The sequence below is a fragment of the Streptomyces sp. NPDC059679 genome (assembly GCF_042734105.1).
In the GTDB taxonomy this organism is placed as follows: domain Bacteria; phylum Actinomycetota; class Actinomycetes; order Streptomycetales; family Streptomycetaceae; genus Streptomyces.
The window spans coordinates 14,253-40,285 of the sequence record NZ_JBHWES010000042.1 but is presented as its reverse complement, the minus strand read 5'-3'; the positions used below and the strand labels follow the sequence as shown (position 1 = coordinate 40,285).

The 26,033-nt window shown below is 71.9% G+C and carries 21 protein-coding genes; 10 read left to right on the top strand and 11 right to left on the bottom strand.

Annotated features, from left to right (window positions below):
- Window positions 1–2 precede the first annotated feature (2 nt).
- Both ACFV2X_RS34230 and ACFV2X_RS34225 read left to right on the top strand, forming a co-directional pair.
- A complete protein-coding gene (locus tag ACFV2X_RS34230; RefSeq protein ID WP_385624145.1) occupies window positions 3–614 on the top strand; it encodes a DUF3558 domain-containing protein in 612 nt (203 codons plus the stop codon).
- A gap of 170 nt (window positions 615–784) precedes the next feature.
- A complete protein-coding gene (locus tag ACFV2X_RS34225; RefSeq protein WP_385624142.1) occupies window positions 785–1,990 on the top strand; it encodes an Ig-like domain-containing protein in 1,206 nt (401 codons plus the stop codon).
- Between the two features lie 62 nt (window positions 1,991–2,052).
- Here the strand turns inward: ACFV2X_RS34225 and ACFV2X_RS34220 are convergent, their stop codons facing one another.
- The 4 genes from ACFV2X_RS34220 to uraD are packed head-to-tail and all read right to left on the bottom strand — an operon-like array spanning window position 2,053 to window position 5,326.
- Window positions 2,053–3,459, bottom strand: coding sequence for an 8-oxoguanine deaminase (locus tag ACFV2X_RS34220; RefSeq protein ID WP_385624140.1), 1,407 nt, complete (start codon window positions 3,457–3,459; stop codon window positions 2,053–2,055).
- 17 nt (window positions 3,460–3,476) lie between these two features.
- On the bottom strand, window positions 3,477–4,400 hold the full coding sequence (gene pucL / locus ACFV2X_RS34215; protein ID WP_385624137.1) for a factor-independent urate hydroxylase: 924 nt from the start codon (window positions 4,398–4,400) through the stop codon (window positions 3,477–3,479).
- Between the two features lie 6 nt (window positions 4,401–4,406).
- Entirely contained in the window at window positions 4,407–4,814 is a 408-nt protein-coding gene (uraH, locus tag ACFV2X_RS34210) for a hydroxyisourate hydrolase (protein ID WP_385624134.1), read from the bottom strand.
- Window positions 4,811–5,326 carry a 2-oxo-4-hydroxy-4-carboxy-5-ureidoimidazoline decarboxylase gene (uraD, locus tag ACFV2X_RS34205; RefSeq protein WP_385624132.1) on the bottom strand — a complete coding sequence of 172 codons (516 nt, stop codon included), beginning with the start codon at window positions 5,324–5,326 and terminating at the stop codon, window positions 4,811–4,813. Before uraD ends, uraH begins: the two co-directional genes overlap by 4 nt.
- A gap of 299 nt (window positions 5,327–5,625) precedes the next feature.
- Between uraD and ACFV2X_RS34200 the strand changes: the two genes are divergently transcribed.
- Window positions 5,626–9,360 carry a HAMP domain-containing protein gene (locus ACFV2X_RS34200; protein WP_385624276.1) on the top strand — a complete coding sequence of 1,245 codons (3,735 nt, stop codon included), beginning with the start codon at window positions 5,626–5,628 and terminating at the stop codon, window positions 9,358–9,360.
- A gap of 69 nt (window positions 9,361–9,429) precedes the next feature.
- Window positions 9,430–11,868 carry a SpoIIE family protein phosphatase gene (locus tag ACFV2X_RS34195; RefSeq protein ID WP_385624131.1) on the top strand — a complete coding sequence of 813 codons (2,439 nt, stop codon included), beginning with the start codon at window positions 9,430–9,432 and terminating at the stop codon, window positions 11,866–11,868.
- A gap of 18 nt (window positions 11,869–11,886) precedes the next feature.
- Here ACFV2X_RS34195 and ACFV2X_RS34190 read toward each other — a convergent pair whose 3' ends face one another.
- Both ACFV2X_RS34190 and ACFV2X_RS34185 read right to left on the bottom strand, forming a co-directional pair.
- Window positions 11,887–12,300 (bottom strand): helix-turn-helix domain-containing protein, encoded by a 414-nt coding sequence (locus ACFV2X_RS34190; protein ID WP_385624128.1) that lies wholly within the window; start codon window positions 12,298–12,300, stop codon window positions 11,887–11,889.
- Window positions 12,297–12,578, bottom strand: coding sequence for a hypothetical protein (locus ACFV2X_RS34185; RefSeq protein ID WP_385624126.1), 282 nt, complete (start codon window positions 12,576–12,578; stop codon window positions 12,297–12,299). The genes ACFV2X_RS34190 and ACFV2X_RS34185 overlap by 4 nt, the downstream gene beginning before the upstream one ends.
- A gap of 164 nt (window positions 12,579–12,742) precedes the next feature.
- Between ACFV2X_RS34185 and ACFV2X_RS34180 the strand changes: the two genes are divergently transcribed.
- Both ACFV2X_RS34180 and ACFV2X_RS34175 read left to right on the top strand, forming a co-directional pair.
- Window positions 12,743–13,480 carry a hypothetical protein gene (locus tag ACFV2X_RS34180; RefSeq protein ID WP_385624123.1) on the top strand — a complete coding sequence of 246 codons (738 nt, stop codon included), beginning with the start codon at window positions 12,743–12,745 and terminating at the stop codon, window positions 13,478–13,480.
- Between the two features lie 157 nt (window positions 13,481–13,637).
- Complete coding sequence (locus tag ACFV2X_RS34175) at window positions 13,638–14,588, top strand: alpha/beta fold hydrolase (RefSeq protein WP_385624121.1); 951 nt, start codon at window positions 13,638–13,640, stop codon at window positions 14,586–14,588.
- Here the strand turns inward: ACFV2X_RS34175 and ACFV2X_RS34170 are convergent.
- From ACFV2X_RS34170 to ACFV2X_RS34160, 3 genes are all read right to left on the bottom strand, one after another.
- On the bottom strand, window positions 14,583–16,475 hold the full coding sequence (locus ACFV2X_RS34170; protein ID WP_385624118.1) for a hypothetical protein: 1,893 nt from the start codon (window positions 16,473–16,475) through the stop codon (window positions 14,583–14,585). The two genes, ACFV2X_RS34175 and ACFV2X_RS34170, sit on opposite strands and share 6 nt — an antisense overlap.
- Window positions 16,476–16,665: 190 nt before the next feature.
- A complete protein-coding gene (locus ACFV2X_RS34165; protein WP_385624115.1) occupies window positions 16,666–18,411 on the bottom strand; it encodes an AMP-binding protein in 1,746 nt (581 codons plus the stop codon).
- Window positions 18,412–18,448: 37 nt separating this feature from the next.
- Entirely contained in the window at window positions 18,449–20,170 is a 1,722-nt protein-coding gene (locus tag ACFV2X_RS34160; protein WP_385624113.1) for an AMP-binding protein, read from the bottom strand.
- Window positions 20,171–20,270: 100 nt separating this feature from the next.
- Here ACFV2X_RS34160 and ACFV2X_RS34155 point away from each other — a divergent pair, with 100 nt between their 5' ends.
- Both ACFV2X_RS34155 and ACFV2X_RS34150 read left to right on the top strand, forming a co-directional pair.
- Window positions 20,271–21,113 (top strand): response regulator transcription factor, encoded by an 843-nt coding sequence (locus ACFV2X_RS34155; protein WP_385624111.1) that lies wholly within the window; start codon window positions 20,271–20,273, stop codon window positions 21,111–21,113.
- 162 nt (window positions 21,114–21,275) lie between these two features.
- Complete coding sequence (locus tag ACFV2X_RS34150; protein ID WP_385624109.1) at window positions 21,276–22,460, top strand: CorA family divalent cation transporter; 1,185 nt, start codon at window positions 21,276–21,278, stop codon at window positions 22,458–22,460.
- Window positions 22,461–22,503: 43 nt separating this feature from the next.
- Here ACFV2X_RS34150 and ACFV2X_RS34145 read toward each other — a convergent pair whose 3' ends face one another.
- Window positions 22,504–23,619, bottom strand: coding sequence for a winged helix DNA-binding domain-containing protein (locus ACFV2X_RS34145; protein ID WP_385624106.1), 1,116 nt, complete (start codon window positions 23,617–23,619; stop codon window positions 22,504–22,506).
- A gap of 120 nt (window positions 23,620–23,739) precedes the next feature.
- Between ACFV2X_RS34145 and ACFV2X_RS34140 the strand changes: the two genes are divergently transcribed.
- Together ACFV2X_RS34140 and ACFV2X_RS34135 are read left to right on the top strand one after the other, a co-directional pair.
- Entirely contained in the window at window positions 23,740–24,654 is a 915-nt protein-coding gene (locus ACFV2X_RS34140; RefSeq protein ID WP_385624104.1) for an SGNH/GDSL hydrolase family protein, read from the top strand.
- A gap of 191 nt (window positions 24,655–24,845) precedes the next feature.
- Complete coding sequence (locus ACFV2X_RS34135; protein WP_385624102.1) at window positions 24,846–25,745, top strand: phosphatidylinositol-specific phospholipase C domain-containing protein; 900 nt, start codon at window positions 24,846–24,848, stop codon at window positions 25,743–25,745.
- A 49-nt stretch (window positions 25,746–25,794) separates the two neighbouring features.
- Here ACFV2X_RS34135 and ACFV2X_RS34130 read toward each other — a convergent pair whose 3' ends face one another.
- Entirely contained in the window at window positions 25,795–25,992 is a 198-nt protein-coding gene (locus ACFV2X_RS34130) for a hypothetical protein (protein WP_385624274.1), read from the bottom strand.
- Between the last annotated feature and the right edge of the window lie 41 nt (window positions 25,993–26,033).

Genomic DNA, 26,033 nt, shown 5'->3' with positions numbered 1-26,033 from the left:
GCATGCCCCAGTGGGACGCGGACCGGCAGGACTGGGTGACACCGCTGCGACCGGCCCTCCCGCCACCGGGGGCCGGACCGCGGCGCCCGCTGATCGTGGTCGTCGCCGTCCTGGTGCTGCTCGTGGGCGTGGTCGTCTTCCTGGGGCAGCAGGACAGCGACGATCAGGCCCACGGCCGGGGCGCCCCGGGCCGTGGCAGCACCCCGTCTGCACCGTCCGCCGCACCCGGCGCGAGCGCGCTCCCCGACCCCTGCGCGGCCCTCGCCGCGCCTGCGGCCGCGACCGCGGACCTGTCCTTGGACCCCTCCGCGGTTTCGACCCCGTTCCCGCCCGGACGCAGGATGTGCGCTTGGACCGACCTCGAATCCCTCACCTTCCTGCTCGACTACAGCACCACCGACATCCCCACCTCGCCGGAGCCCACTCCGACCACCGTGCACGGTCTGCAGTCCGCGTCGGTCAGCGATAGTGGCACGGCTGGGTGCACGGTGCAGTGGCCCACCTCGTTCGGCAAGGCGTACGTGTACGTCTCGTCCGACGACGGATCCTCATCGGATCTGTGCGGGGAGGCCGCCGCCTTCGCCGCCGCAGTGGCCCCGAAGGTGCCGTCCTGACGCCGGGCACCAGACGCCAAGGCGCCGCTCGGCGAACGGCGAATGTGACCGGACCATGACCGTTCCTCTGCAGCTGCTGTCACATGGGCCGCTAAGGCCGATTCCCGGGCTTTTCGCGGCTTAGAGTCCCGAGCGTCCCGTCATCTCCCCGGCTCTCACGGAGGTTTCCGTTGCGCCAGATACGCGTGCGCCCCGCGACCACGACCGCCGCGGCCACGGCCGCCGCCGCCCTGCTGACCGCCGCGCTGACCGGCTGCTCCTCCGGCGGGTCGGCCCCGGCGAAGGCGGACGCGAAGGTCGGCGGCGGGGGCTCGGGCGGCGGCAGGGCGGTGACGGTCACCGTCACGCCCCGGAAGGCGGGCGAGCCGGTCAAGGTCGCCGCGAGCGGCGGCACCCTCGCCTCGGTGACCGTCACCGACGGCCGCGGTGGCAGGCTCGGCGGCACGGTGTCGGACGACCGCCGGACCTGGACCTCGGACCGCAACGCCGCGCCCGGCACCACCTACACCGTCAAGGCGGCCACCCGCGCCGAGGGCGGGGCCGCGGGAAACGCGAAGTCCACCTTCACCACCGCCGCGGCCGGCCTGGTCAACAAGGTGGACTGGCGGCCGGGCGGTGACACCACGGTGGGCGTCGCGCAGCCGATCTCGCTGGTCTTCGACCGCCCGGTGGCGAACAAGGCCGCGGTGGAGAAGCAGCTCAAGGTCACCACCTCCAACCACACCGAGGGTTCCTGGGGCTGGATGAAGGACTGGTCGGGGAAGGACCGGGTGGACTGGCGGCCCAAGGAGTACTGGCGGCCCGGCACCCGGGTCACCCTGGACGCCCGGCTGAACGGCACCGACTCGGGCGCGGGTGGCGGCTGGTTCGTACGCGACTACAAGCTCGGCTTCACCGTCGGCGCCCGGCAGGTGGTCAAGGTCGACCTCGACAGCAAGCAACTCACCCTGGAGCGCGACGGCAAGGTGGTCAAGACCTTCCCGGTCTCCGGCGGCACCCCCGGCGCCGACACCGGCTCCTGGCGGGGCACGGAGGTGCTGATGGCCAAGGAGGGCACCATCCGGATGAACTCCGAGACCGTCGGCCTCGGCAACGCCTATGACGAGACGGTCGACTACTCGATGCGGCTGACCTGGTCGGGTACGTACGCACACGCCGCGCCCTGGAACGCCGCCTACTTCGGCAAGGCCAACAAGAGCCACGGCTGCATCGGCATGAGCGACGCCAACGCCGCATGGCTCTACGAGCACGCTCAGGTCGGCGACCCGTTCGAGGTCAAGGGCGCGGAGACCAAGGGGCGGGTGGCGCTGAACAACGGCTTCGGCGACTGGAACGTCGGCTGGGAGGAGTGGCGGGCCAAGAGCGCCCTGCGCTGACCCGGGCCGGGGCCGACCGCCCTCGGCCCCAGGAAGGTTCAGCCCGGTCAGCTGCTCAGCCGTCAGCCGTCAGCCGCGATACGGGCGAGCCGGCGCGCCTCGTCGCCGGCGCGGCGCGCGATGTCGTCCTCGTCGGCGGTGAGCAGCCGGCCCGACTCCACCACCGGGCGGCCGTCCACGAGCGACAGGGTCACCGGCGCCGGTGGGCCGAGGACCAGCGCCGCGACCGGGTCGGCGATCGTGGAGTGGCCGAGGCCGTCGAGCTTCCACAGCACCAGGTCGGCCAGTTTGCCCGGCTCCAGGGAGCCGATCTGCTCGTGGCGGCCGAGCACCCGCGCCCCGCCGTAGGTGCCGAGGCGCAGCGCCTGACGGGCGTTCAGCGCCGCCTCGCGGTGTGTGCCCAGGCGGTTGATCAGCAGGGCGTTGCGCAGTTCGGTGTGCAGTTCGCCGGACTCGTTGGAGGCGGTGCCGTCCACGCCCAGGCCGACCGGCACGCCGGCGGCCAGCAGGTCCGGGACGCGGGCGATACCGGCGGCCAGGCGGGCGTTGGACGAGGGGCAGTGTGCCACGCCCGTGCCGGTGCGGGCGAAGGCCGCGATGTCGGCGTCGTTCATATGGACGCAGTGCGCCATCCACACGTCCTCGCCCAGCCAGCCGGTCGACTCGAAGTAGTCGGTCGGGCCCATGCCGAACAGCTCGTGGCAGAACTTCTCCTCCTCCACCGTCTCCGAGCCGTGGGTGTGCAGCCGTACGCCCTTGCGGCGGGCCAGGATCGCTGCCTCGCGGAGCAGTTCGGTGGAGACCGAGAAGGGCGAGCAGGGCGCGACCGCGATCTGCAGCATGGAGTCGTACGACGGGTCGTGGTGGGCGTCGATCGCCTTCTCGGTGGCGCGCAGCGCGTCCTCGATGGTCTCGACGGCGAAGTCGGGCGGCAGCCCGCCGTCCGATTCGCCGCGGTCCATGGAGCCGCGCGCGGCCGTGAACCGTACGCCCAGCTCCCTGGCCGCGCGCAGCTCGGCGCCCAGCAGGTCGCCCGCGCCGCGCGGGAAGACGTAGTGGTGGTCCATGGCGCAGGTGACGCCGCCGCGGACCATCATGGCCAGCGAGGCGCGCGCCGACTCGTACACCATGGGTTCGTCGATCCGCGCCCAGATCGGGTAGAGGGCGACCAGCCAGTTGAAGAGGTTGTGGTCCTGGGCCAGGCCGCGGGTGATCCACTGGTAGAAATGGTGGTGGGTGTTGACCAGGCCGGGGGTCGCCAGATGGCCGGTGCCGTCGACCCTGCGGACCACCCCGTCGAGGCCGGCGGGCGCGGGGCCCGCTCCCACCGACTCCAGGCGGTTGCCCGCGACGACGATGTGGCCACTGGTGTACTCGGTGTCGTGGGCGTCCACGGTCGCGATGGCGCAGTTCTCGATGACGATGCGGTTCGGTTCTGCGGTGCGGTTCGGTTCTGCGGTCCGGTTCATGTCTGTCATGGCGCCCTTCAGTCGGTGGCGATCCGGGGCCGGACGCCGTCCCGCAGGATCGTGGCCTCGATGAGGCCGTACGGCCGGTCGGCGGCGAAATAGACCTCGTTGTCGTTCTTCAGGCCGAAGGGTTCCAGGTCGACCAGGAAGTGGTGCTTGTTGGGCAGCGAGAGCCGTATTTCGTCGATCGCGGGCCGGTTTTCGATCACGCGGGCGCCCATCTGGTACAGCGTCTGCTGGAGCGAGAGCGAATACGTCTCGGCGAAGGCGGCCAGCAGGTCGGCTCTGGCCCCGGCGTATCCGAGCTCCCAGTCCGGCGCGGGCTCGCCGCCGCCGCCGTCGCCGTCGCCGCCGCCGTCACCGTCACCGTCATCGGCACACCAGCCGTAGCGCCACCGGGCGTGCACATCGGTGGCGAGGATACGGTCGCGCACCTCCGGCAGCGTGGTGTATTCGTCCTTGACGAAGCCCCAGAACTCCGAGTCGGTGGAGTTCAGCACGGTCAGCCCCGTCAGCCCGGAGATCACCTCCCACCCCTCTCCGTCGAAGGTGACCTGGGCGGTGCGGGTCTCCTGTCCCGTACGGACGAAGGAGTGGCGGGCCGCCCCCTCGGTCTCGATCCGCTCCCAGCCGTACTCCTCGATCCGGATCCGGGCGGTGTGGATGGCGTCCTGGCCGGTGACGAAGTGGCGGGCGAGCAGGATGCCGAACTGCTCGGGCGAGGCGATGCCGTGTTCCTTGGCGAAGGCGTACACGGTGTTCTTGGTGGTGTCCGTCGGCAGGACGTTGGCGTTGCTGCCGGAGAGGTGGACCTCGTCCATGTCGCCGGAGAGCGCCACCGACACGTTCAGGTCCTTGATGTGGTGGACGGCTCCGTCCCGCACGATCCGGACGACGCGGGTTTCCGCCTTGCCGTACTGGTTCTGGCCGAGCGTGGGCATCGGGTGCTAGCTCCCTCGGTATACGGAGTAGCCGAACGGGTTGAGCAGCAGGGGCACGTGGTAGTGCTCCCCGGGCTCGACGGCGAAGACCACCGCCACCTCCGGGAAGAAGGCTCCGTATCCCTGTCCCTCGGCTGATGGGTGTCCCGCGCGCGCGAGGTACGGCTCGACCTCGAACCGCAGCCGTACGTACGCGGTGCCCTCGGGGAGGGCGGGCAGGTCCTTGCAGCGGCCGTCGGCGTCCGTGCTGGAGCCGGCGTGGGCCGCCCAGGGCGCGTCGCCCGCGGGGCGGACGGACAGCTCGACGGCCACTCCGCCGGCCGGGCGGCCGAGGGCGGTGTCCAGGATGTGCGTGGACACGGAGGTGTGCGGGGTGTGCGGGGTGGTGTGCGTACCGGGCGTCTTGGCTGTCACCGCTCCGCTCCCTCCTCGTCCATGGCCATGAGCCGGGCCAGCCGGTTGCGATTGATCTTGCCCAGCTCGGTGCGGACGATCTCGCGTTCGGTGTCGGTGTCGTTGCCGATCCGCTCGTTGAGAGCAGCCAGCATCTCCTCGCCGCCGCGCCCGGTGGCGCAGATGAGGAAGACATGCCCGTGGCGCTCCTGGTAGGCGCGGTTCAGCTCCAGCAGCCGCGCTCGCTCGGCCTCCCCCACCCCGCTCTGCTCGCGCGCCGAGGTGGCGTCGCCGGGCTCCGGCCGCCCTATGGGCGGGTGCCCGGCCATCGCCTCGGCGAGGTCGGCGTCGGTCAGCCCCGCCATGGCCTGCTCGGCGGCCGTCAGCAGCGCGTCGACGCTGCCGTACGGCCGCCCGGCGGCCACCGCCGCCGCCCACGCCCGGCTGGCGCACACCTCGTGCAGCAGGGCGGCGACGCCCGGGTCGTCGGCTGCGTTGAACCGGGCCAGTCCCGGCGGAGCGCTGGTAGTCACACTCGCAAGCTAGGAGCCGCCCCCGTAAGACGTCAACAGTTTGTTGAAAACTTCGGGTGACGGTGCGCGGGCGCACAGTGGCACCTCGGGCCGCGCCGCCCGCCACACAAACGTCGGCGGCACACTGGAGACGACGGGGCGACCGGCGGGCGGCCTCCGGCGGCCGAGGGCCGCGACCTCCAGGCAGCCTTCCGGCCGGTCGGCCGGTCGGTCGGTGGTGGATCAGTACGGCGGGAGCGGAGATGCCCGAGGCTTTCGGCGCGGCCGCGCGGGACGGACCTGCGAGCGTGGCCTGCCAGATGGACGAGACCGGGTTGCGCCGCCTGCTCGACGGTCTCACCGCGGTCCGGGACGGCGATTTCCGCACCCGGATCCCTGAAGACGGCGACGGGCTGCTCGGTGAGATCGCCACCGTCTTCAACGGCATGCTGGACCAGCTGTCACGGTTCACCTCCGAGGTGACCCGGGTGGCCCGCGAGGTCGGCAGCGAGGGCCGCCTCGGCGGACAGGCCCGGGTGCCGGACGTGTCGGGGTCGTGGAAGGACCTCACCGAGTCGGTGAACGCCATGGCGGGGAACCTCACCACTCAGGTGCGGAACATCGCGCAGGTGGCCACCGCCGTGGCCTGCGGCGATCTCTCCCAGAAGATCACCGTGGACGCTCGCGGGGAGATCCTGGAGCTCAAGGAGACCCTCAACACGATGGTCGACCAGCTTTCGGCGTTCGCCGACGAGGTGACCCGGGTGGCCCGCGAGGTGGGCACCGAGGGCAACCTCGGCGGCCAGGCCACCGTCCGCGGGGTCTCCGGCACCTGGAAGGACCTCACCGACAACGTCAATGTCATGGCGTCCAATCTCACCGGCCAGGTTCGGAACATCGCGCAGGTGGCCACCGCGGTCGCCCGGGGCGACCTCTCCCAGCGGATCGTCGTCGAGGCCAAGGGGGAGGTCGCCGCCCTCGCCGGGGTCATCAACACCATGGTCGACACGCTGTCCGCGTTCGCCGACGAGGTGACCAGGGTGGCCTCCGAGGTGGGCACCGACGGCATCCTCGGCGGCCAGGCCCGGGTGCCGCATGTGGCGGGCACCTGGAAGGACCTCACGGACAGCGTCAACTCCATGGCGAACAACCTGACCGGCCAGGTCCGCAATATCGCCCAGGTCACCACCGCCGTCGCGGGCGGCGACCTGCACCGCAAGATAGACGTGGACGCCCGCGGGGAGATCCTGGAGCTCAAGACCACCATCAACACCATGGTCGACCAGCTGTCCTCCTTCGCCGCGGAGGTGACCCGGGTGGCCCGCGAGGTCGGCAGCGAGGGCCGCCTCGGCGGGCAGGCCGAAGTGGAGGGCGTCTCGGGCACCTGGAAGCGGCTCACGGAGAACGTCAACGAGCTGGCCGGCAACCTCACCCGGCAGGTCCGCGCGATCGCCGAGGTCACCAGTGCGGTGGCCGAGGGCGACCTCACCCGCTCCATCACCGTGGACGCCTCCGGAGAGGTCGCCGAGCTCAAGGACAACATCAACGCCATGGTGAAGTCGCTGCGCCAGACCACCCGGGCCAACCAGGAGCAGGACTGGCTCAAGACCAACCTGGCCCGGATCTCCGGCCTGATACAGGGCCGCCGCGATCTCGCCGACGTCGCCGGGCTGATCATGGACGAGCTGGTACCGCTGGTCTCCGCCCAGTACGGCGCCTTCTTCCTCGCCGAGGACACCCACGACGGCGTGCGGCTGTGCCTCATCGACTCCTACGGCCGTCCCGAGGGCTCCCGCCGCCCCACGCGGTTCCGGCTAGGCGAGTCGCTGGTGGGTCAGGCCGCCCGCAGTCGGCGCACCATCGCGGTGGACGACGTCCCGGCCGATTACGTCATCTCCTCCGGGCTCGGCGGCGCGGCCCCCGCCAGCCTGGTCGTACTGCCCGTCATGGCGGAGGAGCAGGTGCTCGGCGTCATCGAGCTGGCCTCCACCGGCCGCTTCACCCCGGTGCAGCGGGACTTCCTGGACCAGCTGATGGAGACCGTCGGCGGCAACGTCAACGCCATCATCGCGGGCGCCCGCACCGACGAGCTCCTGGGCGAGTCCCAGCGCCTCGCGGGCGAGCTTCAGGCACGTTCGGAGGAACTCCAGGTCCGCCAGGAGGAACTGCAGCACTCCAACGCCGAACTGCAGGAGAAGGCCGCGCTGCTGGCCAGCCAGAACCGGGACATCGAGACGAAGAACCAGGAGATCGAGCAGGCACGGCAGGAGCTCGAGGCCCGGGCCCGGGAGCTCGCCCGTGCTTCTCGGTACAAGTCGGAGTTCCTGGCCAACATGAGCCACGAGCTGCGGACCCCGCTCAACAGCCTGCTCATCCTCGCCCAGCTGTTGGCCCAGAACCCCAGCCGCAATCTCACCCCGAAGCAGGTGGAGTACGCGGAAGTCATCCACTCCGCCGGCTCCGACCTGCTCCAGCTGATCAACGACATCCTCGACCTGTCCAAGGTCGAGGCGGGGAAGATGGACATCAGCCCCGAGCGTTTCCGGCTGCGCCGGCTACTGGACTCCCTGGAGGCCGCCTTCCGCCCCCTGACCTCCCAGAAGGGGCTGGAGTTCCAGGTCGTCACGGCGCCCGAAGTCCCGTCCGAACTGGTCACCGACGAGTCCCGGCTGCGCCAGGTGCTCCGGAACCTGCTCTCCAACGCGGTGAAGTTCACCGAGGCAGGCCATGTCGAACTGCGGATCGAACCCGTCGAGGAGGCCGCCGACCTGCCCGACTCCATCCGCCGCTCCGGCCGCCCCGCCCTGGCCTTCCGGGTCACCGACACCGGTGTCGGCATCTCGGAACAGCACCTGGAGGGCATCTTCGGCGCCTTCCAGCAGGCCGATGGCACCACCCGCCGCAAGTACGGTGGAACCGGCCTGGGCCTGTCCATCTGCCGCGAGATCGCCTATCTGCTCGGCGGCTCCGTCCACGCCCGGAGCACCCAGGGCGAGGGCAGCTGCTTCACCTTGTACCTGCCGACCGTGCACCCCACCGTCCAGGACACCGCGACACCGCACCCGCCGGGCACCGCCACCGCGGCCCCCGCAGCGGATGTGCCCGGCGCCGCGCCCCGCCACCGCCACGGCAGCGCACCCGGCGGCCCGGGACGCCCCGGCGAAGCCGGCCACGCCGCGGACCGCCACGGCGTGCCACCCGCGGGGCGCCGCGTGCTGGTCGTCGAGGCCAGGCCGCGGGGGCTGCTGTCCCTGCTGGCCGAGAGCGCTGTCGCCGACCTGCCCGGGGTCCCCTCGCCCGTCCGGGTGGACACCGCCGCGGATCCCGGGGAGGCGGCGGCCGCACTGGCCGGCCGGACACACCACTGTGCGGTGGTGGACTGCGGTCTGCCCCGCGAGGGCGCGGGCGAACTGCTGCGTCTCCTCGACGCCGGGGCCGACGCCGACCCGGCCCTGCGCCACGTCCCCGTCCTGGTCCACTGCGGCCACCAGGCGCCCTCGGCCGAGGAGGAGCACCGGCTCCGGGCCAGGGCCGGCGCCCAACCGCTGGAAGTGCTCACGAGTCTGGACGAGCTACGGATGCGCATCGTGCTGCACCTGACCGCCGAGCGCCCCGGCGAGGCCCTGCCGCTGGTCCACGCCCCGAAGACCAGGCCGGAGCCCGCACCCCCGGAGGCCGACCCGCTGGCCGGCCGCACCGTACTGATCGTCGACGACGATGCCCGGAACGTCTTCGCCGTCACCGGCATCCTGGAGCTGCACGGCATGCGCGTCGTGCACGCCGAGAACGGCCGTGAAGGCGTGGAGGCGCTGGCCGACGAGGACATCGACCTGGTCCTGATGGACGTGATGATGCCGCAGATGGACGGGTACGCCGCCACCGCGGCGATCCGTGTCATGCCCGGGCGTCGCCGTGTGCCGGTCATCGCGGTCACTGCCAAGGCCATGTCCGGTGACCGGGAGAAGTGCCTGGCCGCCGGGGCGGACGACTACGTGCCCAAGCCCGTCGACGCACAGCAGCTGGTCCACTGCATGCGCCGCTGGCTCGACCTGTGATGTGCTTGGGGTGGGCACCCGGCGAGCAGGGCAACCGCCCGCCGGATCCCCGGGCCGAGGAGCAACGCCATGGTGGAGCAGCAGCCCGAGCCCACGCGGCAGCGGCCCCCTTCCGAACCCGCCGCTTCCGAACCCGCCGTGCGTCCCGCACCACACGATGACGCCGGAACGGCCGGGCTGGCGGCCACGGTCGACCGGCTGAGTACCGAGATTCACGCCCTGTGGGAGGACCGCGAAGCCCGGGTTCTGGTGGAACTCGCCGAGGGCGTCCTCGTGGAACGGCTGAACTGCGCTCCGGCCGAAGCCGCGCGGCAACTGCGGACGCTCGCCTCCGACGCCCGGATGCCCCTGCCCGAACTGGCCGCCGACATCATCAACCAGGCCGCCTCGGACGCCACCGCAAGCGCGGTCGCGGAAGCCCGTACCGCGCAGGCCGCCACGCCCGGCACCGGCCGGACGGCAGAGGAACCCGCGGGGAAAGCCGCGGGCCCGCGGCGCGAAGGGCCCGCCCTGCGGCTGCGTACGGCGGAGGCCGCCGCCATCCTGGCCGGTGACGACACCCAGGCGCTCGCCCGCGGCCTGCTCGACCGGGCCCTGAGACCATTGGGCGCCACCGCCGCCGCCGTGTGGTCGGCCGCCCCCGACGGCTCCCTCACGCTGGCCGGAGAGGCAGGGTTCGGCCCCGCCGAGGCCGCCCGCTGGCGCTATGTCCCGCCGGGGCTCGGCACCCCGGCCCAGCAGGCCATCGCCGAGGACCGAACGCTGTGGATCAACGAGTCGGGCGACCTTCCGCCGCCCACCATCGGCGGCGGCAGCGGCGGCACACGGGCCGTCGTGCCCGCTCAAGTCGGCGGTCAGCGGGTGGGCGTCCTGGAGGTCCACTGGCCAGGCCCCCACCCCGGGCTCGCCCTCCAACGGCAGCTGGACGCCCTGGCCCAGCTGTGCGCCCTGTCGCTCTCCGACCACGGCGTGGAGTCGGGCAGCCCGCCCGGCGGGGCCGCCGCCTGGCTCGTCGGACTGCTCGACGGCCTGCTGGACTCCGCCGCCCTGCTGCGCCCGCTGCGGGACCGCGACGGCCGGATCACCGACTTCATGATCGAGCACACCAACACGCGCTTCACCGACCCGGCCGGCCGTCCCCGTGGCTCCCTGACCGGGCTCCCGCTGCTGGAGGCGTATCCGCTGTTCGCCGCGGAGGGCGGCCTGTTCGAGCGGATCAAGCGGGTGCACAGCACTGGGGCTCCGTATCGCAGCCGGAGCACGGTGCTCAGGTTCCCGGGCAGCGCGGCGCCACCGGCCGTGGTGACTGCCGTGGGGCTGGCCCGCTTCGGCGATGTGGTGCTGCTCAGCTGGCGGCTCCCGGAGGGCGACACCCGGCTGGCCGAGCTGCTGGGGCACGCCCAGCGGCTCAGCCGGATCGGCGCCTTCGAGGAGAACCTGACCACCGGTGAGATCTCCTGGACCGAGCAGCTGTCCGCCCTGTACGGGCTGGAGCCCGGCGCGGCCCCGGTGCCGCTGCACCAGCTCTCCGGACATGCGCACCCCGACGACACCGGCGCCGTACGGCGCTTCCTGCGCAGCGTGCTGCACCAGCGGAAGGAGAGCGCGATCACCTTCCGGCTTCGGCGCGCCGACGGGGTGGTCCGCCACCTGCGGGTGGTCGCCGAACCCCTCTGCGACGCCTCCGGGCTCCTGGTCGCGGTACGCGGCGCCTACCAGGACATCTCCCCCCACCGCTGGACCGAGGTCGCGCTGGCCGCCACCCGGGACCGGCTTGCCGGTGCCGAGCAGCAGGCCGCGGAGCGTCATCGGCTGACCCGACAGCTGCAGCGGGCGATCATGCCCCCGACGGAACACCCGGTGTACCGGCCGGGGCTGCGGGTCGCCGTGCGCTACCGCCCGGCGGAGGAGGACCAGCGGGTCGGCGGAGACTGGTACGACGCCGTCGAGTTGCCCGACGGCCGGGTGCTGCTCACGGTCGGTGACATCGCCGGCCACGGCATCGCCGCCGCGACGGGCATGGTCGTCCTGCGCAACGCCCTGCGCGGCCTGGCCGTCACCGGTGCGGGGCCGGGCCGGCTGCTCTCCTGGCTCAACACCGTCGCGTGCTGCCTCTCCGAGCAGGTCACCGCGACCGTCGTGTGCGGCCTGTTCGATCCCGCCGCCCGGACCCTGCGCTGGGCCAACGCGGGGCATGTGCCCCCGATCCTCGTCAGCCGCGGGAAGGCCGAAGCGCTCACGCCGCCGGACGGTGTGCTGCTGGGCGCTGTCGCTGCCGCCTCGTACGAGGAGACCCAGCACGAGCTGCGACGGCACGACATCCTGCTGGTGTACACCGACGGCCTGATCGAGCGCCGCGACAGCGGCATCGACCAAGCCCTTGGACAGCTCCTCGCCGCCGCCGGCCGCCCGGTGGACGACCTCGAGAACTATCTGGACGACCTGCTGTCCTGCGACATCGCCGACACCGACGACGACACCTGCCTGATCGCGGTTCAACCGACCTGATCGCCGCGGTGCGCCGGGTCAGTCGTCCTGCCGCGGCCGCTCACCGCCCCCACGCGCCTTGGCCCGCTGCTCATCGGCGTAATTGAGGTAGTTGTAGACGGTGAAGCGGCTGACGCCGAGCGCGGTCGCGACCGTCTCCACGCCGTGGCGCATGGAGAAGGCGCCCCGCTGTTCGAGGAGGCGGACGACCGACTGCTTGGTCTTGCGGTCGAGATCGGCGAGCGGGACGCCGTGGCGGCGGCGGAGCTCGGCGAGGATGTGGTCGAGCGAGTCGGAGAGGTGCGGCAGCCGTACGGCCACGACCTCCCGGCCCTCCCAGGAGAGGACCACATCGTCGCCCTCGGCGCTGTCCGGGGCGATCAGCCGGCCGCCGATGGCATCCACCAGCGGCTTGACCGCCGTGGCGAAGGGGTCGTCGGCGGGACGGGTCACCTGCCGCCCTCCCTCGCCTCGCCCGTGGCCGCGGCCGACTCCGGGATGACGTTGACCTGGAGCGAGATACGGGTCGCCCCCGCCTCCAGGGACTCGCGCAGCAGTTCATGGACGGCGGCCAGGACGTGCTCCGCACCGCCTTCCGCCGTGTTGCCGAACGGGCCGACGTCGACGGAGTCCAGCGGGGCGCCCTGGACGATGTCGCGGGCCACCACGGCGTGCGGCGGCACCTCGTCGAGGTCGAACGGCTCGGTGGTGAACTCAACCCTCAGTCTCACCCCGCCAACGTACTGCCCCCGCACAGGAGACGTCACGAGCGTCCCACGGCGGTCGGTCCGCCGGACGCAGAACCCCCAAGTCGCCGCCCCCGACCCCGCGCTTCATGGAGCATGGGCACAGACCCTCTCTCCCGGAACTCGAACCTCGGAACTCGGAGCTACAGATGACAGAGAGCGTGCCGGTGCGCTGCCCCTCGTGCCGCCGCGAGCAGTCGTTCACTCCGCCCACCTACCCGTGCTCGTGCGGGGCGCCGCTCACCCTCCCCGTGGTGCGCGACGGCGCCCCGCGGAAGATCGAGCACCGCACCTGGGAGGACACCTGGGTGGCGGCCAACTGCGCCATGTGCGGCCGGCAGGGCCACTGGCCCCAGCCGGAGTTCGGCTGCGCGTGCGGGGCGCTGGTCCGCGTCCCCGTGGCGCCGGCGCCCGACCCCGCGGAGCGCGCCCCGGCCACCGCCCGCCCCGGCGGCCCGGCGACGGGGGCCGCCGGACCACCGGGCCGGCCCGTGCTGCGGCCCGCGTTCCGGCCGGTGACGATCCGTACGGCGCGGGACGCGGTGACGGCCGCCGCGCAGTATCTGAAATGGCTCGGCTTCGGCGGTGTGCGGCGGCCGGAGGGCCAGGATGCCTCCGGGGTGGATCTGCGCGGTCCTGGTGTGGTCGCCCAGGTGGACCCGACCACCCGGCCCACGGCGCTGCGCGATATCGAGTGCCTGTGGCTGAACGGGCTCAACGAATCCGCCGCCGGCGTCTTCTTCTCGCTCGCGGGCTACGCGAGGGATGCGCGGGCGCGCGCCGACGCGCTGCAGCTGCCGCTTTTCATCATGGATCTGACCGGGACCCCACAGCCCATCAACGACCCGGCGGACACGCTGATCCGGGTGGGGCCGCCCAAGCGGTGAGCCCCTGTTCTGTGTTGGGGCGCTCTGTGTCGGGGCCTTGTTCATTATGACCCGGCGGAGGGCTCTCGGACCTCCCCTTCGGGGATGATCTTCGGCTCTCCGAACCGCCCTACGGTGGTGGTCAATCCCTTTCCACCACGCCACGGAGCGATGTCCCATGCCCTCATCCGCCCCTGTCTCCCCCACGGAGCTCACCGTCGAGCGCGACGGCGTGCCGCTGGCCGTACGCGACCACGGCGGCGCCGGCACCCCGCTGCTGCTGCTCCACGGGGCCTCCCGCACCCTCGCCGACTGGTCGGTCGCGGCGGCCGACCTCGCCACGGACCACCGCGTCGTCTCGATGGACCTGCGCGCCCACGGCCGCTCCGGCCCCGGCTCCACCCCCTGGACGTTCCCCGCCGTGCTCGACGACATCGAGGCCGTCCTGGATGCCTGCGGCATCGCGGAGGCCATACCGGTCGGCCACTCCCTCGGCGGCATGGCCGCAGCGCTGTACGCGGACGCCCATCCGCGCACCCCCGCCGCGGTGAACCTCGACGGCGTCGGCCACGGCCGCCCCGAGCAGTACGCGGGCCTCGACCGGGACACCGTGGTCCAGGGCCTCGACCGCGCCCATCAGTTCTCCGCCGCCGCGATGGGCCGGACCTTTCCGCCGGAGGAGCTGGAGACCACCGTGCTCGCCCAGCAGGCGACGATGGCCCAGGCACTGGGGATCGCGCCCGACGTGCTCGACGAGGGCATCCGGCGCGCGCTCGGCGAGACCCCGGAGGGGCAGCTGTATATGCGGCCCGAGCGGGAGCGGGGCCTCGAAATGCTCGGCCAGATGAACGCGCTCGACCTCTTCCCCGTCTACCGCCGTCTCACCCGCCCGGTGTTGATCGTCCGCGCGGGGCGGCTGGTGGCTCAGGGCGGCCCGCTGGCGTGGTTCGACGAGCTGATGGCCGCGTACGTCAAGGGCCTCGACCGCGACCTGGGCGAGCTCGCCGCCGCACACCCCCACGTCACCCTCGAAACCCTCGACGCGTCGCATGCGATGCTCCTGGAGCACCCGAACGCGGTCGCCGGGCTGATCCGCTCCTTCACCGCCGGTCTGCGCTTGCGCTCATGACGGACCGGCGGTGTCACCCTCGGTGAGGGTGGCCTCGATGCTGCCGGCCCGCGGCCACCGAGGGTCCTGCCCGGTCAGCCGGGCGTACGTCCGCTGCCAGGCCGCGTCCGGGTCGGCGCTGCCGTCGAGGTGGACCGCGACGAGCTCGGCGATCCGCTCGGTGGCGGCCCGGGCCTGGTGCGGGGCGTCGGGGCGGCGGAGGGCGCTGCCGAGGTAGCCGAGGATGCGCTCGGCGGGGGCGGCGACGGATACCAGGTCGCAGTCCGTCAGCAGACCGTCGGCCAGCAGCCGGTCGGCGCGTGAGGTGATCGCCCGCCAGTCACTGGCTCTGAGGCCATGCCGGATCATGCCGCGGGCGATCTCGGCGTCCCGGGCGGGACGGCGGCGGTAGCTGGCGCGGCGGTCACGCAGGATCGCGTCGGCGTGGCGTGCGGCGACGGCGGAGGGAGTCCTGGCGTGGCCGACCACCACCGGCCAGAAGTCGAACGGCTCGCGGGCGTGCTCGGCCTCCAGATACGCCCAGTCGATGTCCGGGAAGAGGGCGAGGAGCCGGTCGGTGTCGTCGTAGCCGAGGGTGGAGCGGACCCTGCGCAGCCGACTCGCCAGCCTCTGGGTCGTCAGCTCGCGCTTCGCCCGCGCTTCGAGCTTGGCCAGGGGGTCGGCGGAGGCGAGAGCCTGGTGGCACATCTTGGTGACGGCGGCACCCACTCGGCCGGTGGCCAGCAGCGCCGTCAGACGCGGGGGACCGCCGCGCCGCAGCATGTTCAGGCAGCCGACCAGCTGCTCGGGGGTCTTGAACCGCCCGCGGTCGTGCGCGAACGCGGCCTCGATCAGCTCTGGTTCGGCCGCGTGCAGCAAGTCAGGACAGGCGCCGTAGGGGATCCGCTGCGCGTACGGGGCGAGCGGCACCGTGCCGTCCAGCACCCGCCTGGCCTCCTCCGGGCCGAGGTAGAAATGCGTATCGAGCAGGGCGAGGTGGACCTCGGGGTCGCCCTGGGCGAGCAGGGCGCGGTAGGTGGGCGGGTCCAGGTCGACCCACTCCGCCAGCATCACCAGCGTCTCCCGGTCACGGCGCCGCACCAGATGCTCGACGACCGCCTCGGGCGCGGCCTGCCGCTGGGCGATCACGTACAGCGCGAGCAGCCATCCCGTGTGGTCGGGCAGCAGCGGCATGAGGGCGTCCAGGATCTTGGCGTCGGGCGCCCGCCGCAGCACCTCCCCGGCCGGCCAGGTCCATGTGCGCCGCCCCAGCAGCTTCTCCCGGTCCCGGCCGGTGACCTTGGCGTACGGGACGATCCGCTCGGGGTCGGGGGCGGTGTCGGCGGCGTGGGCCAGTAGATCGGGCCAGGTGGCGTCGCGATCCGCGCCGGGGAGTGTGCGCACCTCCTCCACGGCGGTCATCAGCCGCAGCCAGGCATCCGTGTCGGCGCCGAGCGCACCGGCCAGGAAGGTGCGCAGCGTCCGATCCAGCCCGTGCAGGGCCGGGGAGTCCGAGAGATTCCACACCGGCATGGTGTGTCGGGCAGGGATGGTGGCGAGCAGGTCCGGGCCGGTGACCGCGCCCGCGAACCAGGCCGTGTCCAGTTCGCCGCGGAGTGTTTCGCTGAGCCCCAGCTCGTCGCTCCAGACGCGGTCCTCGCGGAGCCTGCTCAGCACCCGACCGGTCTCGGGCGCCGGCGCCGGCCGCAGCGGGTCGGCGATCCCGCGGCCGTCCCAGGCCTCCCATGCCTCGCGCACCCAGTCGGGGAACTCCGCGCCTGGCCAGAAGGAGACATGCGTAGCGCCCAGGACCCTCAGTACGCCTTCGTCCGCGGGCAGCGGAGGCTCGCCCCGCGAAAGCCCGCGCAGTGTGTCGATCCCGGCCAGTGCCGAACGCCGCCCTGTCATCAGTGCCCCCCGTGGTGCCCCGCCATACCGCTTGCCGTACTGATGACAGTCCATCACGCGGCACTGACAGAGCCGCCGCCCGGGCCGAGGGGCGGGGGGGGAGGGAGCAGGGGTGCGGTTTCAATGCCGTGCGGCAGCGGGTGAGGCTGCCGCCGGACATGCTTCTGGCGCCGGGTGTGCGCCTGATGCGTCAGCGCAGGGGGGTGGCCTGGGCCTTCGCTTCCGTCTGTTCCGTCCGGGAGTTCCGCAGCCGGACCGCGTCGGCGATGCCCGCCTGGCGCAGCTCGACCTTGCGGACCTTACCGCTGACGGTCATCGGGAAGGCGTCCATGACCCGCAGATAGCGGGGCGCCTTGTAGTGGGCGAGCCGGCCCCGGCAGAAGCGGGCCAGCTCGTCGCGGGTGAGCGACTTGGCCCCCTCCCGCAGGATGACGCAGGCCAGGATCTCCTCGCCGTACTTCTCGTCCGGTACGCCGACGACCTGCACATCGGCGATCTTGGGATGGGTGTACAGGAACTCCTCGATCTCCCGGGGGTACACCTTCTCCCCACCCCGGATGATCATGTCCTTGATCCGGCCGACGATCCGGACATAGCCGTCCTCGCCCATGATCGCGAGGTCGCCGGTGTGCATCCAGCGGCCCCCGTCGATCACCTCGGCGGTCCGCTCCGGCTCCTCCCAGTAGCCGAGCATCACCGAATAGCCGCGGGTGCACAGCTCACCGCGGGTGCCGCGGGGCACCGTCACCCCGGTCAGCGGGTCCACGACCTTGATCTCGAGGTGCGGCAGCACCCGGCCGACCGTACCGGTGCGATGGCGCAGATCGTCGTCGCGCCGGGTCTGGGTGGACACCGGCGACGTCTCGGTCATGCCGTAGAAGATCGACACCTCGGCCATATGCATCTCGTCCACCACGCGCCGCAGCACCTCCACCGGACAGGTGGATCCGGCGATGATCCCGGTGCGCAGGGAGGAGAGGTCGTACGAGTCGAAGTCGGGCAGCCCCAGTTCGGCGATGAACATCGTCGGGACGCCGTACAGCGAGGTGCACCGCTCCTGCTCGACGGCCCGGAGCGTGGCGGCCGGGTCGAAGGTGGGGGCGGGGATGACGATGCAGGCGCCGTGGCTGGTGGCGCCCAGGTTGCCGGTCACCATGCCGAAGCAGTGGGAGAAGGGGACCGGCAGACAGACGCGGTCCTGCTCGGTGTAGCCGAGGGTCTCCCCGACGGAGTAGCCGTTGTTGAGGATGTTGTGGTGCGAGAGCGTGGCGCCCTTGGGGAAGCCGGTCGTACCGGAGGTGTACTGGATATTGACCGGGTCGTCGCAGGTCAGCCGGGCCTCGCGCTCGATCAGCCGCTCCCGTGACACATCGGCGCCGGCCCGTACGAGACCGTCCCAGGTGCGGTCGCCGATGTAGATGACATCGCGCAGGGCGGAACACTCGGAGCGCACCTGTTCGACCATGCGGCGGTAGTTGCTGGTCTTGTGCTCGGTCGAGGAGATCAGTACGGACACACCGGCCTGCCGCAGCACGAACGTCAGCTCATGGACGCGGGAGGCGGGGTTGATATTGACCATGATCGCGCCGATGCGGGCGGTGGCGTACTGCACCAGCACCCACTCGGCGCAGTTGACGGCCCAGATCCCGACCCGGTCGCCCTTGCCGACGCCCTTGGCCATCAGCCCGAGCGCGACCTCCTCGACGGACCGGCCGAACTCGGCGTAGGTCCAGCGGCGGCCGGTGGGAATGTCGACGAGCGCTTCCCGGTCGGCGAAACGCTCTATGGCGCCGGCCAGGTTGGCGCCGATGGTGTCGCCGAGCAGCGGGACCTCGCCCGCCCCGCTGGCGTACGACAGCGCGGCGGTGGTCGCGGATGAGTCCGGTGGGCCTGATGAGTCCGGTGGGCCTGCTGGGTCGGCCGGGCGGTCGGTCATGAGTGCTCCTCGTGATCGCGTGGTGAGTGCGGGTCGGTCATGAGGTGGTCTCCTCATGAAACTCGACACCATCGCCGCGCAGCGTGCGCTCGCGTAGCTCTATACGGCGGATTTTGCCGGACACGGTCTTGGGAAGTTCTGCGAATTCCAGTCGACGGACACGCTTGTACGGCGCAAGAACCGCCCTGGAGTGAGCAAACAGGACCTTCGCGGTCTCTGGCCCCGGCTCCCACCCCTCGGCCAGCACGACATACGCCTTCGGCACCGCCAGCCGCAGCGGATCGGGCGCCGGCACCACGGCGGCCTCGGCAACCGCCTCGTGCTCCAGAAGGGCGCTCTCCAGCTCGAATGGCGAGATCTTGTAGTCGGATGCCTTGAAGACGTCGTCCGCTCGGCCGATATAGGTGATGTAGCCATCGGCGTCGCGCGATCCGATGTCCCCGGTGCGGTAGTAGCCGCCCGCCGTCGCCTCGGCGGTCCGCTCCTCATCACCCTCGTAACCGGTCATCAGGCCGACGGGCCGGCCCGAGGGACCCGACAGATCGAGACAGATCTCGCCCTCGTCCCCCGGCTGCCCGGTGACCGGGTCGAGCAGGGTGACCGCGAAGCCGGGGCTGGGGCGGCCCATCGAGCCGACCTTGAGCGGCTGGCCCGGGGTGTTGGCCACCTGCACGGAAGTCTCGGTCTGGCCGAAGCCGTCCCTGATGGTCACCCCCCAGGCGCGCCGGACATGCTCGATGACCTCCGGGTTGAGCGGTTCCCCGGCCGCGGCGACCTCGCGGGGCGGAGTGCGCAGCTGGGTCAGATCGGCCTGGATGAGCATCCGCCATACGGTCGGCGGGGCACAGAAGGTGGTCACCTCGCAGCGGTCCATCTCGGCCATGAGGCGGGTGGGGTCGAAGCGCGTGTAGTTGTGCACGAACACGGTCGCCTCGGCGTTCCACGGGGCGAACAGGTTGGACCAGGCGTGCTTGGCCCAGCCCGGGGAGGAGATGTTGAGGTGGACGTCGCCGGGCCGGAGCCCGATCCAGTACATCGTCGACAGATGGCCGATGGGGTACGAGATGTGGGTGTGCTGGACCAGCTTGGGGCGGGCGGTGGTGCCCGAGGTGAAGTAGAGCATGAGGGGGTCGGTGGCCAGGGTCGGACCGTCCGGCACGAAGGGTTCGCCCCCGCCGACGCCCGTACCCGTGCCCGCGTCCGTACCCGTACTCGTGCCCGCGTCCGCGTAGGCCAGCCAGCCGTCGGGAGCGCCGCCGACCGCGATACGGGTGTAGTCCCCGGGCACCTCGGCGAACTTGGCGGCGTCCTCGGCCCGCACGATCACATGCGCGGCGCGCCCGCGCTCCACCCGGTCGACCAGGTCGAGCGGGCCCAGCAGCGGGGTGGCGGGGATGACCACGGCCCGCAGCTTCATGGCCGCCAGCGCGGTCTCCCACAGCTCGGTCTGGTTGCCGAGCATGACCACGATGCGGTCACCGGCCCGCACGCCCCGCGCGCGCAGCCAGTTCGCGACCCGGTCGGAGCGGCGGCGCATGTCCTGGAAGCTGATCCGCGTCTCCAGGCCGTCTTCCTCGACGATATGCAGCGCGGTACGGTCGTTGTCCTGGGCGATCTGGTCGAACCAGTCGAGCGCCCAGTTGAACTCGGCCGGGCGCGGCCAGCTGAAACCCTCGTACGCCGCCGCGTAGTCGTCTCCGTGGGCCAGGAGGAAATCCCGTGCCGCCCGGAAACTCTGAGTCGGGCCGTTTGCTGTCACATCTCCTCCTGATTGCCATGGCGCTCGCTAGCATCGTGCGACGGGTGATCTGAGTCTCACCACCCCCGGACGGGGGTGGTGGTATTTCGGGGAGGTGGCCGTGGCGGAATCGGACCGGACGGTGGATGTGCGGACGGCCCTGCTACGGATGCGGCGGCGCGGCGGGCTGCCCGTGGCCTTCGGCGGGCTGTTCCCGAGCGCGCGGCAGTTCCGTATCTCCGAACTCACCGGCACCACGACCAACTCCCTGCGCGGGCTCGCCGTCACCCCCGGCAACGGTCTCGGCGGCAAGGTCCTCACCATGTCCCGGCCGATCTCGGTGGTCGACTACCCGGTCTCCCGGGTCATCAGCCATGAGTACGACGCGGCGGTCGGCGCCGAGGGCCTGCGCTCGATGCTGGCGGTCCCGGTGGTGGTCCGCGGCCGGGTGCGCGGGGTGCTGTACGGCGCGCTGCGCCAGCCCCTGGCGCTCGGCGACCGGGCGCTGAACGCGGCGATGGAGGCGGCGCGCGAACTGGAGCACTCGCTGGCGGTGCAGGACGAGGCACAGCGGCTGATCACCGTCACGCAGCAGCAGCCCGAGGCGGATCCGGCGCTGTGGGAAGAGGTACGGGAGGCACACGGCGATCTGCGGGCGCTGGCCCAGCAGGTCACCGACCCGCAGCTGCGGGAGCGGATCCTCAGCGCCTGCGGAAGGCTGGCCAAAGCCTCCTCGGGCGGCACGGCGGACACGGCGGCGCGGCCGGGGGTGGAGCTGTCGCCGCGCGAGGTGGATGTGCTGGCGTGCGTGGCGTCGGGCGCGACGAACTCGGTGGCGGCGGACCGGCTGGGGCTGCGGCCGGAGACCGTGAAGAGCTACCTGCGCTCGTCGATGCGGAAGTTGGGGGCGCACACGAGGCTCCACGCGGTGGTGGAGGCCCGGCGCGCCGGGCTGCTGCCGTAGGCCCCGTCGTCAAAGCCCCGGGTCCGGCGCGGCCCGGCGGCGCGTGCGCCCGGTGGGGCAGCCCGACCCGATCCGGGTCATTTGGTACGTATATCCTTCCCTGAGACCCTGAGGTCAGCGCCCCGTGCCGGCGCGCCCAGGCTCAAGGAGGTGAGGTCCGCGATGCACAGCGAAGAGCACCGTCCCCGGTCCCCGCGCTCACCGCGGAAGCCCTCCTGGCTGCGTGCCGCACCGGGCTCCGGCTCGGCGCGGGACACACCGCCGAACCCGCCGAGCGCCGATCCGCACGCCGAGGGCCCGGGTGCCCAGGCCGCGGCGGAGGACGACCGCAGCGTGGTCGACGCCGCGGTGTACCGGAACGGGCGCCGGGTCGGCACGCCCAGCTCCCTGGCCGCCACGTACCGGCGACTGCGCGAGGAGCCCGGGGGTATGGCGTGGATCGGGCTGCTGCGGCCCACCGAGGCGGAGCTGCTGTCGCTCGCGGACGAGTTCGACCTGCACAAGCTGGCCATCGAGGACGCGCTGGAGGCCCATCAGCGGCCGAAGCTGGAGCGCTACGGCGACACGCTGTTCGTGGTGCTGCGCGCGGCCCGCTACCTCGACGCGCCCGAGGAGGTCGACTTCGGCGAGCTGCATGTGTTCGTCGGCCCCGACTTCGTGATCACCGTACGCCACGGCGCCGCCCCCGATCTGTCGGCGGTGCGCCGCCGGATGGAGGCCGCGCCGGAGCTGCTGGCGCTCGGTCCCGAGGCCGTGCTGTACGCCATCCTGGACTCGGTCGTGGACGGCTACGCCCCGGTGGTCGCGGGCGTGCAGAACGACATCGACGAGATCGAGACCGAGGTCTTCCGCGGCCACCCCGAGGTCTCCCGCCGTATCTATGAACTCTCCCGCGAGATGGTCGAGTTCCAGCGCGCGACCCGTCCGCTGGTGGGGATGTTGCACGGCCTGATGGCCGGGTTCGACAAGTACGGCACGGACGAGGAGCTGCGGCGCTATCTGCGGGACGTCGCCGACCACGTCACCCACACCAGCGAGCGCGTGGACGGCTTCCGCTCGGCCCTCACCGACATCCTCGCCGTCAACGCCACCTTGGTCACCCAGCAGCAGAACGCGGAGATGCGGGCGCTGGCCGAGGCGGGCTTCGAGCAGAACGAGGAGGTCAAGAAGATCTCCGCCTGGGCGGCCATCCTCTTCGCCCCCACCCTCGTCGGCACCATTTACGGCATGAACTTCCGCGAGATGCCGGAGCTGCACTGGGCCTTCGGATACCCCTTCGCGATCCTGCTGATGGCGGTGGTCTGTCTGAGCCTGTACGTGGTGTTCAAACGGCGCGGCTGGCTCTGAACCGCCGGACGACGACTCGGTCCGATCCGTCTGATCCGTCTGATCAGACCGTCACCGGCTCGAACCGCACATCCCGCTCCCCCGCCGCCGGGTCGGTCACCGCCAGCAGCCGCGCGCCCTCGGCCTCCAGGGTCTCCCGGTCGGCGGCGCCGAGCCGGACGAACGGGGTCACGCGCAGCACCGCCGCACCGCGGGCGCGCTCGACCTTCCAGATCCCGGCGACGAAGCCGTCCACCAGGATCGTGCCGCGCACGATGCCGTTGACGCCCATCACCGGCACCCGGTACTCATCGGCGAGGATGCGGGCGCGGTCAGCATGCGAGAGCAGCAGGTTGTCGAAGTCCGCTACGAAGCGGGCGGAGACGGGCAGATCGGGGTCCGGGAGCGACGCGTCCGCCGGGTCGTACAGCTCGCGCCCGCTCTCGTCCCGGTACCTCCGCAGACCGGGCCCCAGCCGCTCGACCACCTCGCGCAGCCCGGTCAGCCCGCACCACTTCTGGATGTCCGCGACGGTCGCGGGCCCGAAGGCCGCGAGATAGCGCAGCACCACGGCGTCCAGGGAGGGTTCGGCCTCCATCGGCCGTCCCAGCCAGTCCTCGACGGTCGCGTACCGGGGCCCGCCGCTCTTCCCCCACAGCCCGCGCGGCGGCACCTGCACCAGCGGCGCCCACAGCCGCACCGCGTTGACCAGCGCGTCCGGGTTCGCGTCCGGCCACCGGGGACCGAGCTCGGTGCGCAGCTCGGCCGGGCTCAGGGCACCCCGCGTGAGCAGCTTCCGGCCGGCCGCCACCAACTCCTCCCGCGCCACACCGGTCAGCCCGGGCGCGAAGGGCGTGCCACGGAACTGCTTGTCGAGCATGGGCTGGATGAGCGGACGCAGCCGAAGCGCGTCGGCCGCGGAGACGAGGTGCACGGTGCCGCGCATCAGCACCATCCGCACCACCTCCCGCTCCTGCGTCAGCCGCGCCAGCTCCTCGAAGGCGAAGCCGTCCAGGCGTGTCCACAGACCGATGTACGGGGCGCCGGGCGCCTGGGACTGCATGCCGACAAGCCGCTCGATCACCTCGAGGGCGGTGAGGGACCCCGACCGGTCCAGCAGCAGTTGGCGCTCCAGCAGCGCCCTGTTGAGCGCTCGGGGGCCGAGTACGTCGTTCGTCATGCGCTCCACGCTACGGGGCCTTGCGGTCAGCTTCTGTCCTGGTCTCCGCCTCTTCCCAAGTCCCACGTGCGGTCGGTGAGTTGCTTGGAGGATACGAGGGCGTTCGCGATACTTGCCCGGGTGAAACCACATTCCACGCACAGCCCACGTCAACGCACGGCCGCCCTCGGCGCCATAGCCGCCGCCGGCGCGCTGGCCTTCGCGATGACGTCCTCTGCACCGGCGAGCGCCGCGCCGCGGCACACCGGATCGCTCGACTACGTGGCCCTGGGAGACTCCTACGCCGCGGCCCCCGGCGTCCCCGAGCAGATCGACACCGCGTGCGCCCGCTCCAACGCCAACTACCCGCATCTCGTGGCCGAGCGGAACACGGCACGGCTGACGGACGTCACATGTTCCGGGGCGACCACCGCGGACCTGGCCCTCGCCACGGACACGGCGCCCGCCCAATACGACGCCCTCAAGCGCGACACCGACCTGGTGACCGTGAGCATCGGCGGCAACGACATCGGCTTCTCCGCCGTGCTGGGACGCTGCGCCACGCTGGGCGCGGGGAACCCGTCCGGAAGCCCGTGCCGTGACGCTCTCACCCAGGGCGGCAGCGACCAGGTGGAGCAGAGCATCGCCGCCACGGCGCCGAAGATCTCCCAGGTGATCGCCGAAGTTCACCGTCGCGCCCCGCGCGCCAAGGTGGTCATGGTCGGCTATCCGTCGCTCTTCCCGGACAGCGGAGTCGGCTGCACGAGCCGCAGCGTCCCCTTCGCCGCCGGGGACTTCGGCTATCTGCGGGACAAGACGAAGTCCCTCAACTCCATGATCGCTCACCAGGCCGAGCTCGGCAGGGCCGCGTACGTCGACACATACAAGCCCACCATCGGCCACGACATGTGCCAACCGGTCGGTGAGCGCTGGATCGAGAGCCTCGCTCCCGAGACTCCGGCGGCGCCGGCCCACCCGAACGCACAGGGCGAGCAGGCCATGGCGGCAGCCGTGAACCGCGCGCTGGCCCAGTGCGGTGTCGTTCGCCGGCTCTGATGCTTCAGGTGGGGCCGCGGCAGTATGCCGGGGCCCCACCGCAGCGTGAGAGGTCGAGCGAGCCGATCACAAGTGGTCGCTTGGCACACTATTTTGATCACGAGCAACCACAACTAGCGGTTTCCCAAGCAGACTTGTGGTTCGATGCCGTGCGACACGAGCGGGTGAGCGACGGCGACGGGAGATTGCGCATGGACCGGCGAGTGGACCGGCGAGGGTTCCTCAGGGGCGCGGCCGCGGTGTCCGCCGCGGGACTGGTCTCAGCCATGGGCGGTACGGCCACGGCGACCGCCGCACCGAGGCCGCTGGCGCCCCAGGACTGGCTGTCCGGTATCGCCGACGCCACCCCCGTCCAGCGGCTGACGCTGCCCGGCACCCATGACTCCGGCGCCCGCTACGGCGGCGCCTGGACGGAGTGCCAGAACACCACCATCGGCGACCAGCTGAACAGCGGCATACGCTTCCTCGACATCCGCTGCCGCGCCTTCGAAGGCGCCTTCCCCATCCACCACGGGGCCTTCTACCAGCACCTCAACTTCGACGACGTCCTCACCGCCTGCCGCTCCTTTCTGACCGCGCACCCGTCGGAGACCGTGCTGATGCGGGTCAAGCAGGAGTACTCCGAGGAGAGCGCCGCCGAGTTCCGCCGTATCTTCGACACCTACCTCGACGGGAAGGGCTGGCGGTCACTGTTCCGCCTGGACGCCACGCTGCCGACGCTGGGCCAGGCCCGCGGCAAGGTCGTCCTGCTCGCCGACTCCGACAACATGCCGGGGGTGCGCTACGCCGACGCGGGGCTCTTCGACATCCAGGACGACTACATGGCGGAGCCGTTCGGCAAGTACCCGAAGATCCAGGCCCAGTTCCGCAAGGCCGCGGCCCAGCCCGGCAAGCTCTTCTTCAACTACGTCTCCACCGCCGCCCTGCTCCCGCCCCGCTCCAATGCGGACCGGCTGAACCCGCAGGTCAAGAGCTTCCTGGAGAGCTCCGAGGCCAACGGCTGGACCGGCCTCGGCGTGGTGCCGATGGACTTCCCGAACACCGTCTCCGGCCTCGTCGACACCCTCGTCCGGCACAACCCGGGGGCCTGACAGCTATCCGAACGGAACCGCCCTGGAGATCCTCAGGTTCCGAGAGGGTTCAGTCGGGCTCGGGGACACGGATGACAGGGTCGAAGGGGTGTTGGTTGAAGCCGGTGCGCAGATTGCGGCAGCCCGGTTTCGTGCACATGAAGAACTCTTCGACACTCTTGCGACCCGTGCGGTTCTTGAGCCAGGTCTTTTCTGCGGCGGTGAGGGGGCGGTGCTGTTCGTCAGAGCCGCAGGTGTAGCAGTACATCGAGTGGGGCCGCACGGCACCTCCTGAAACAGGCAGACAGG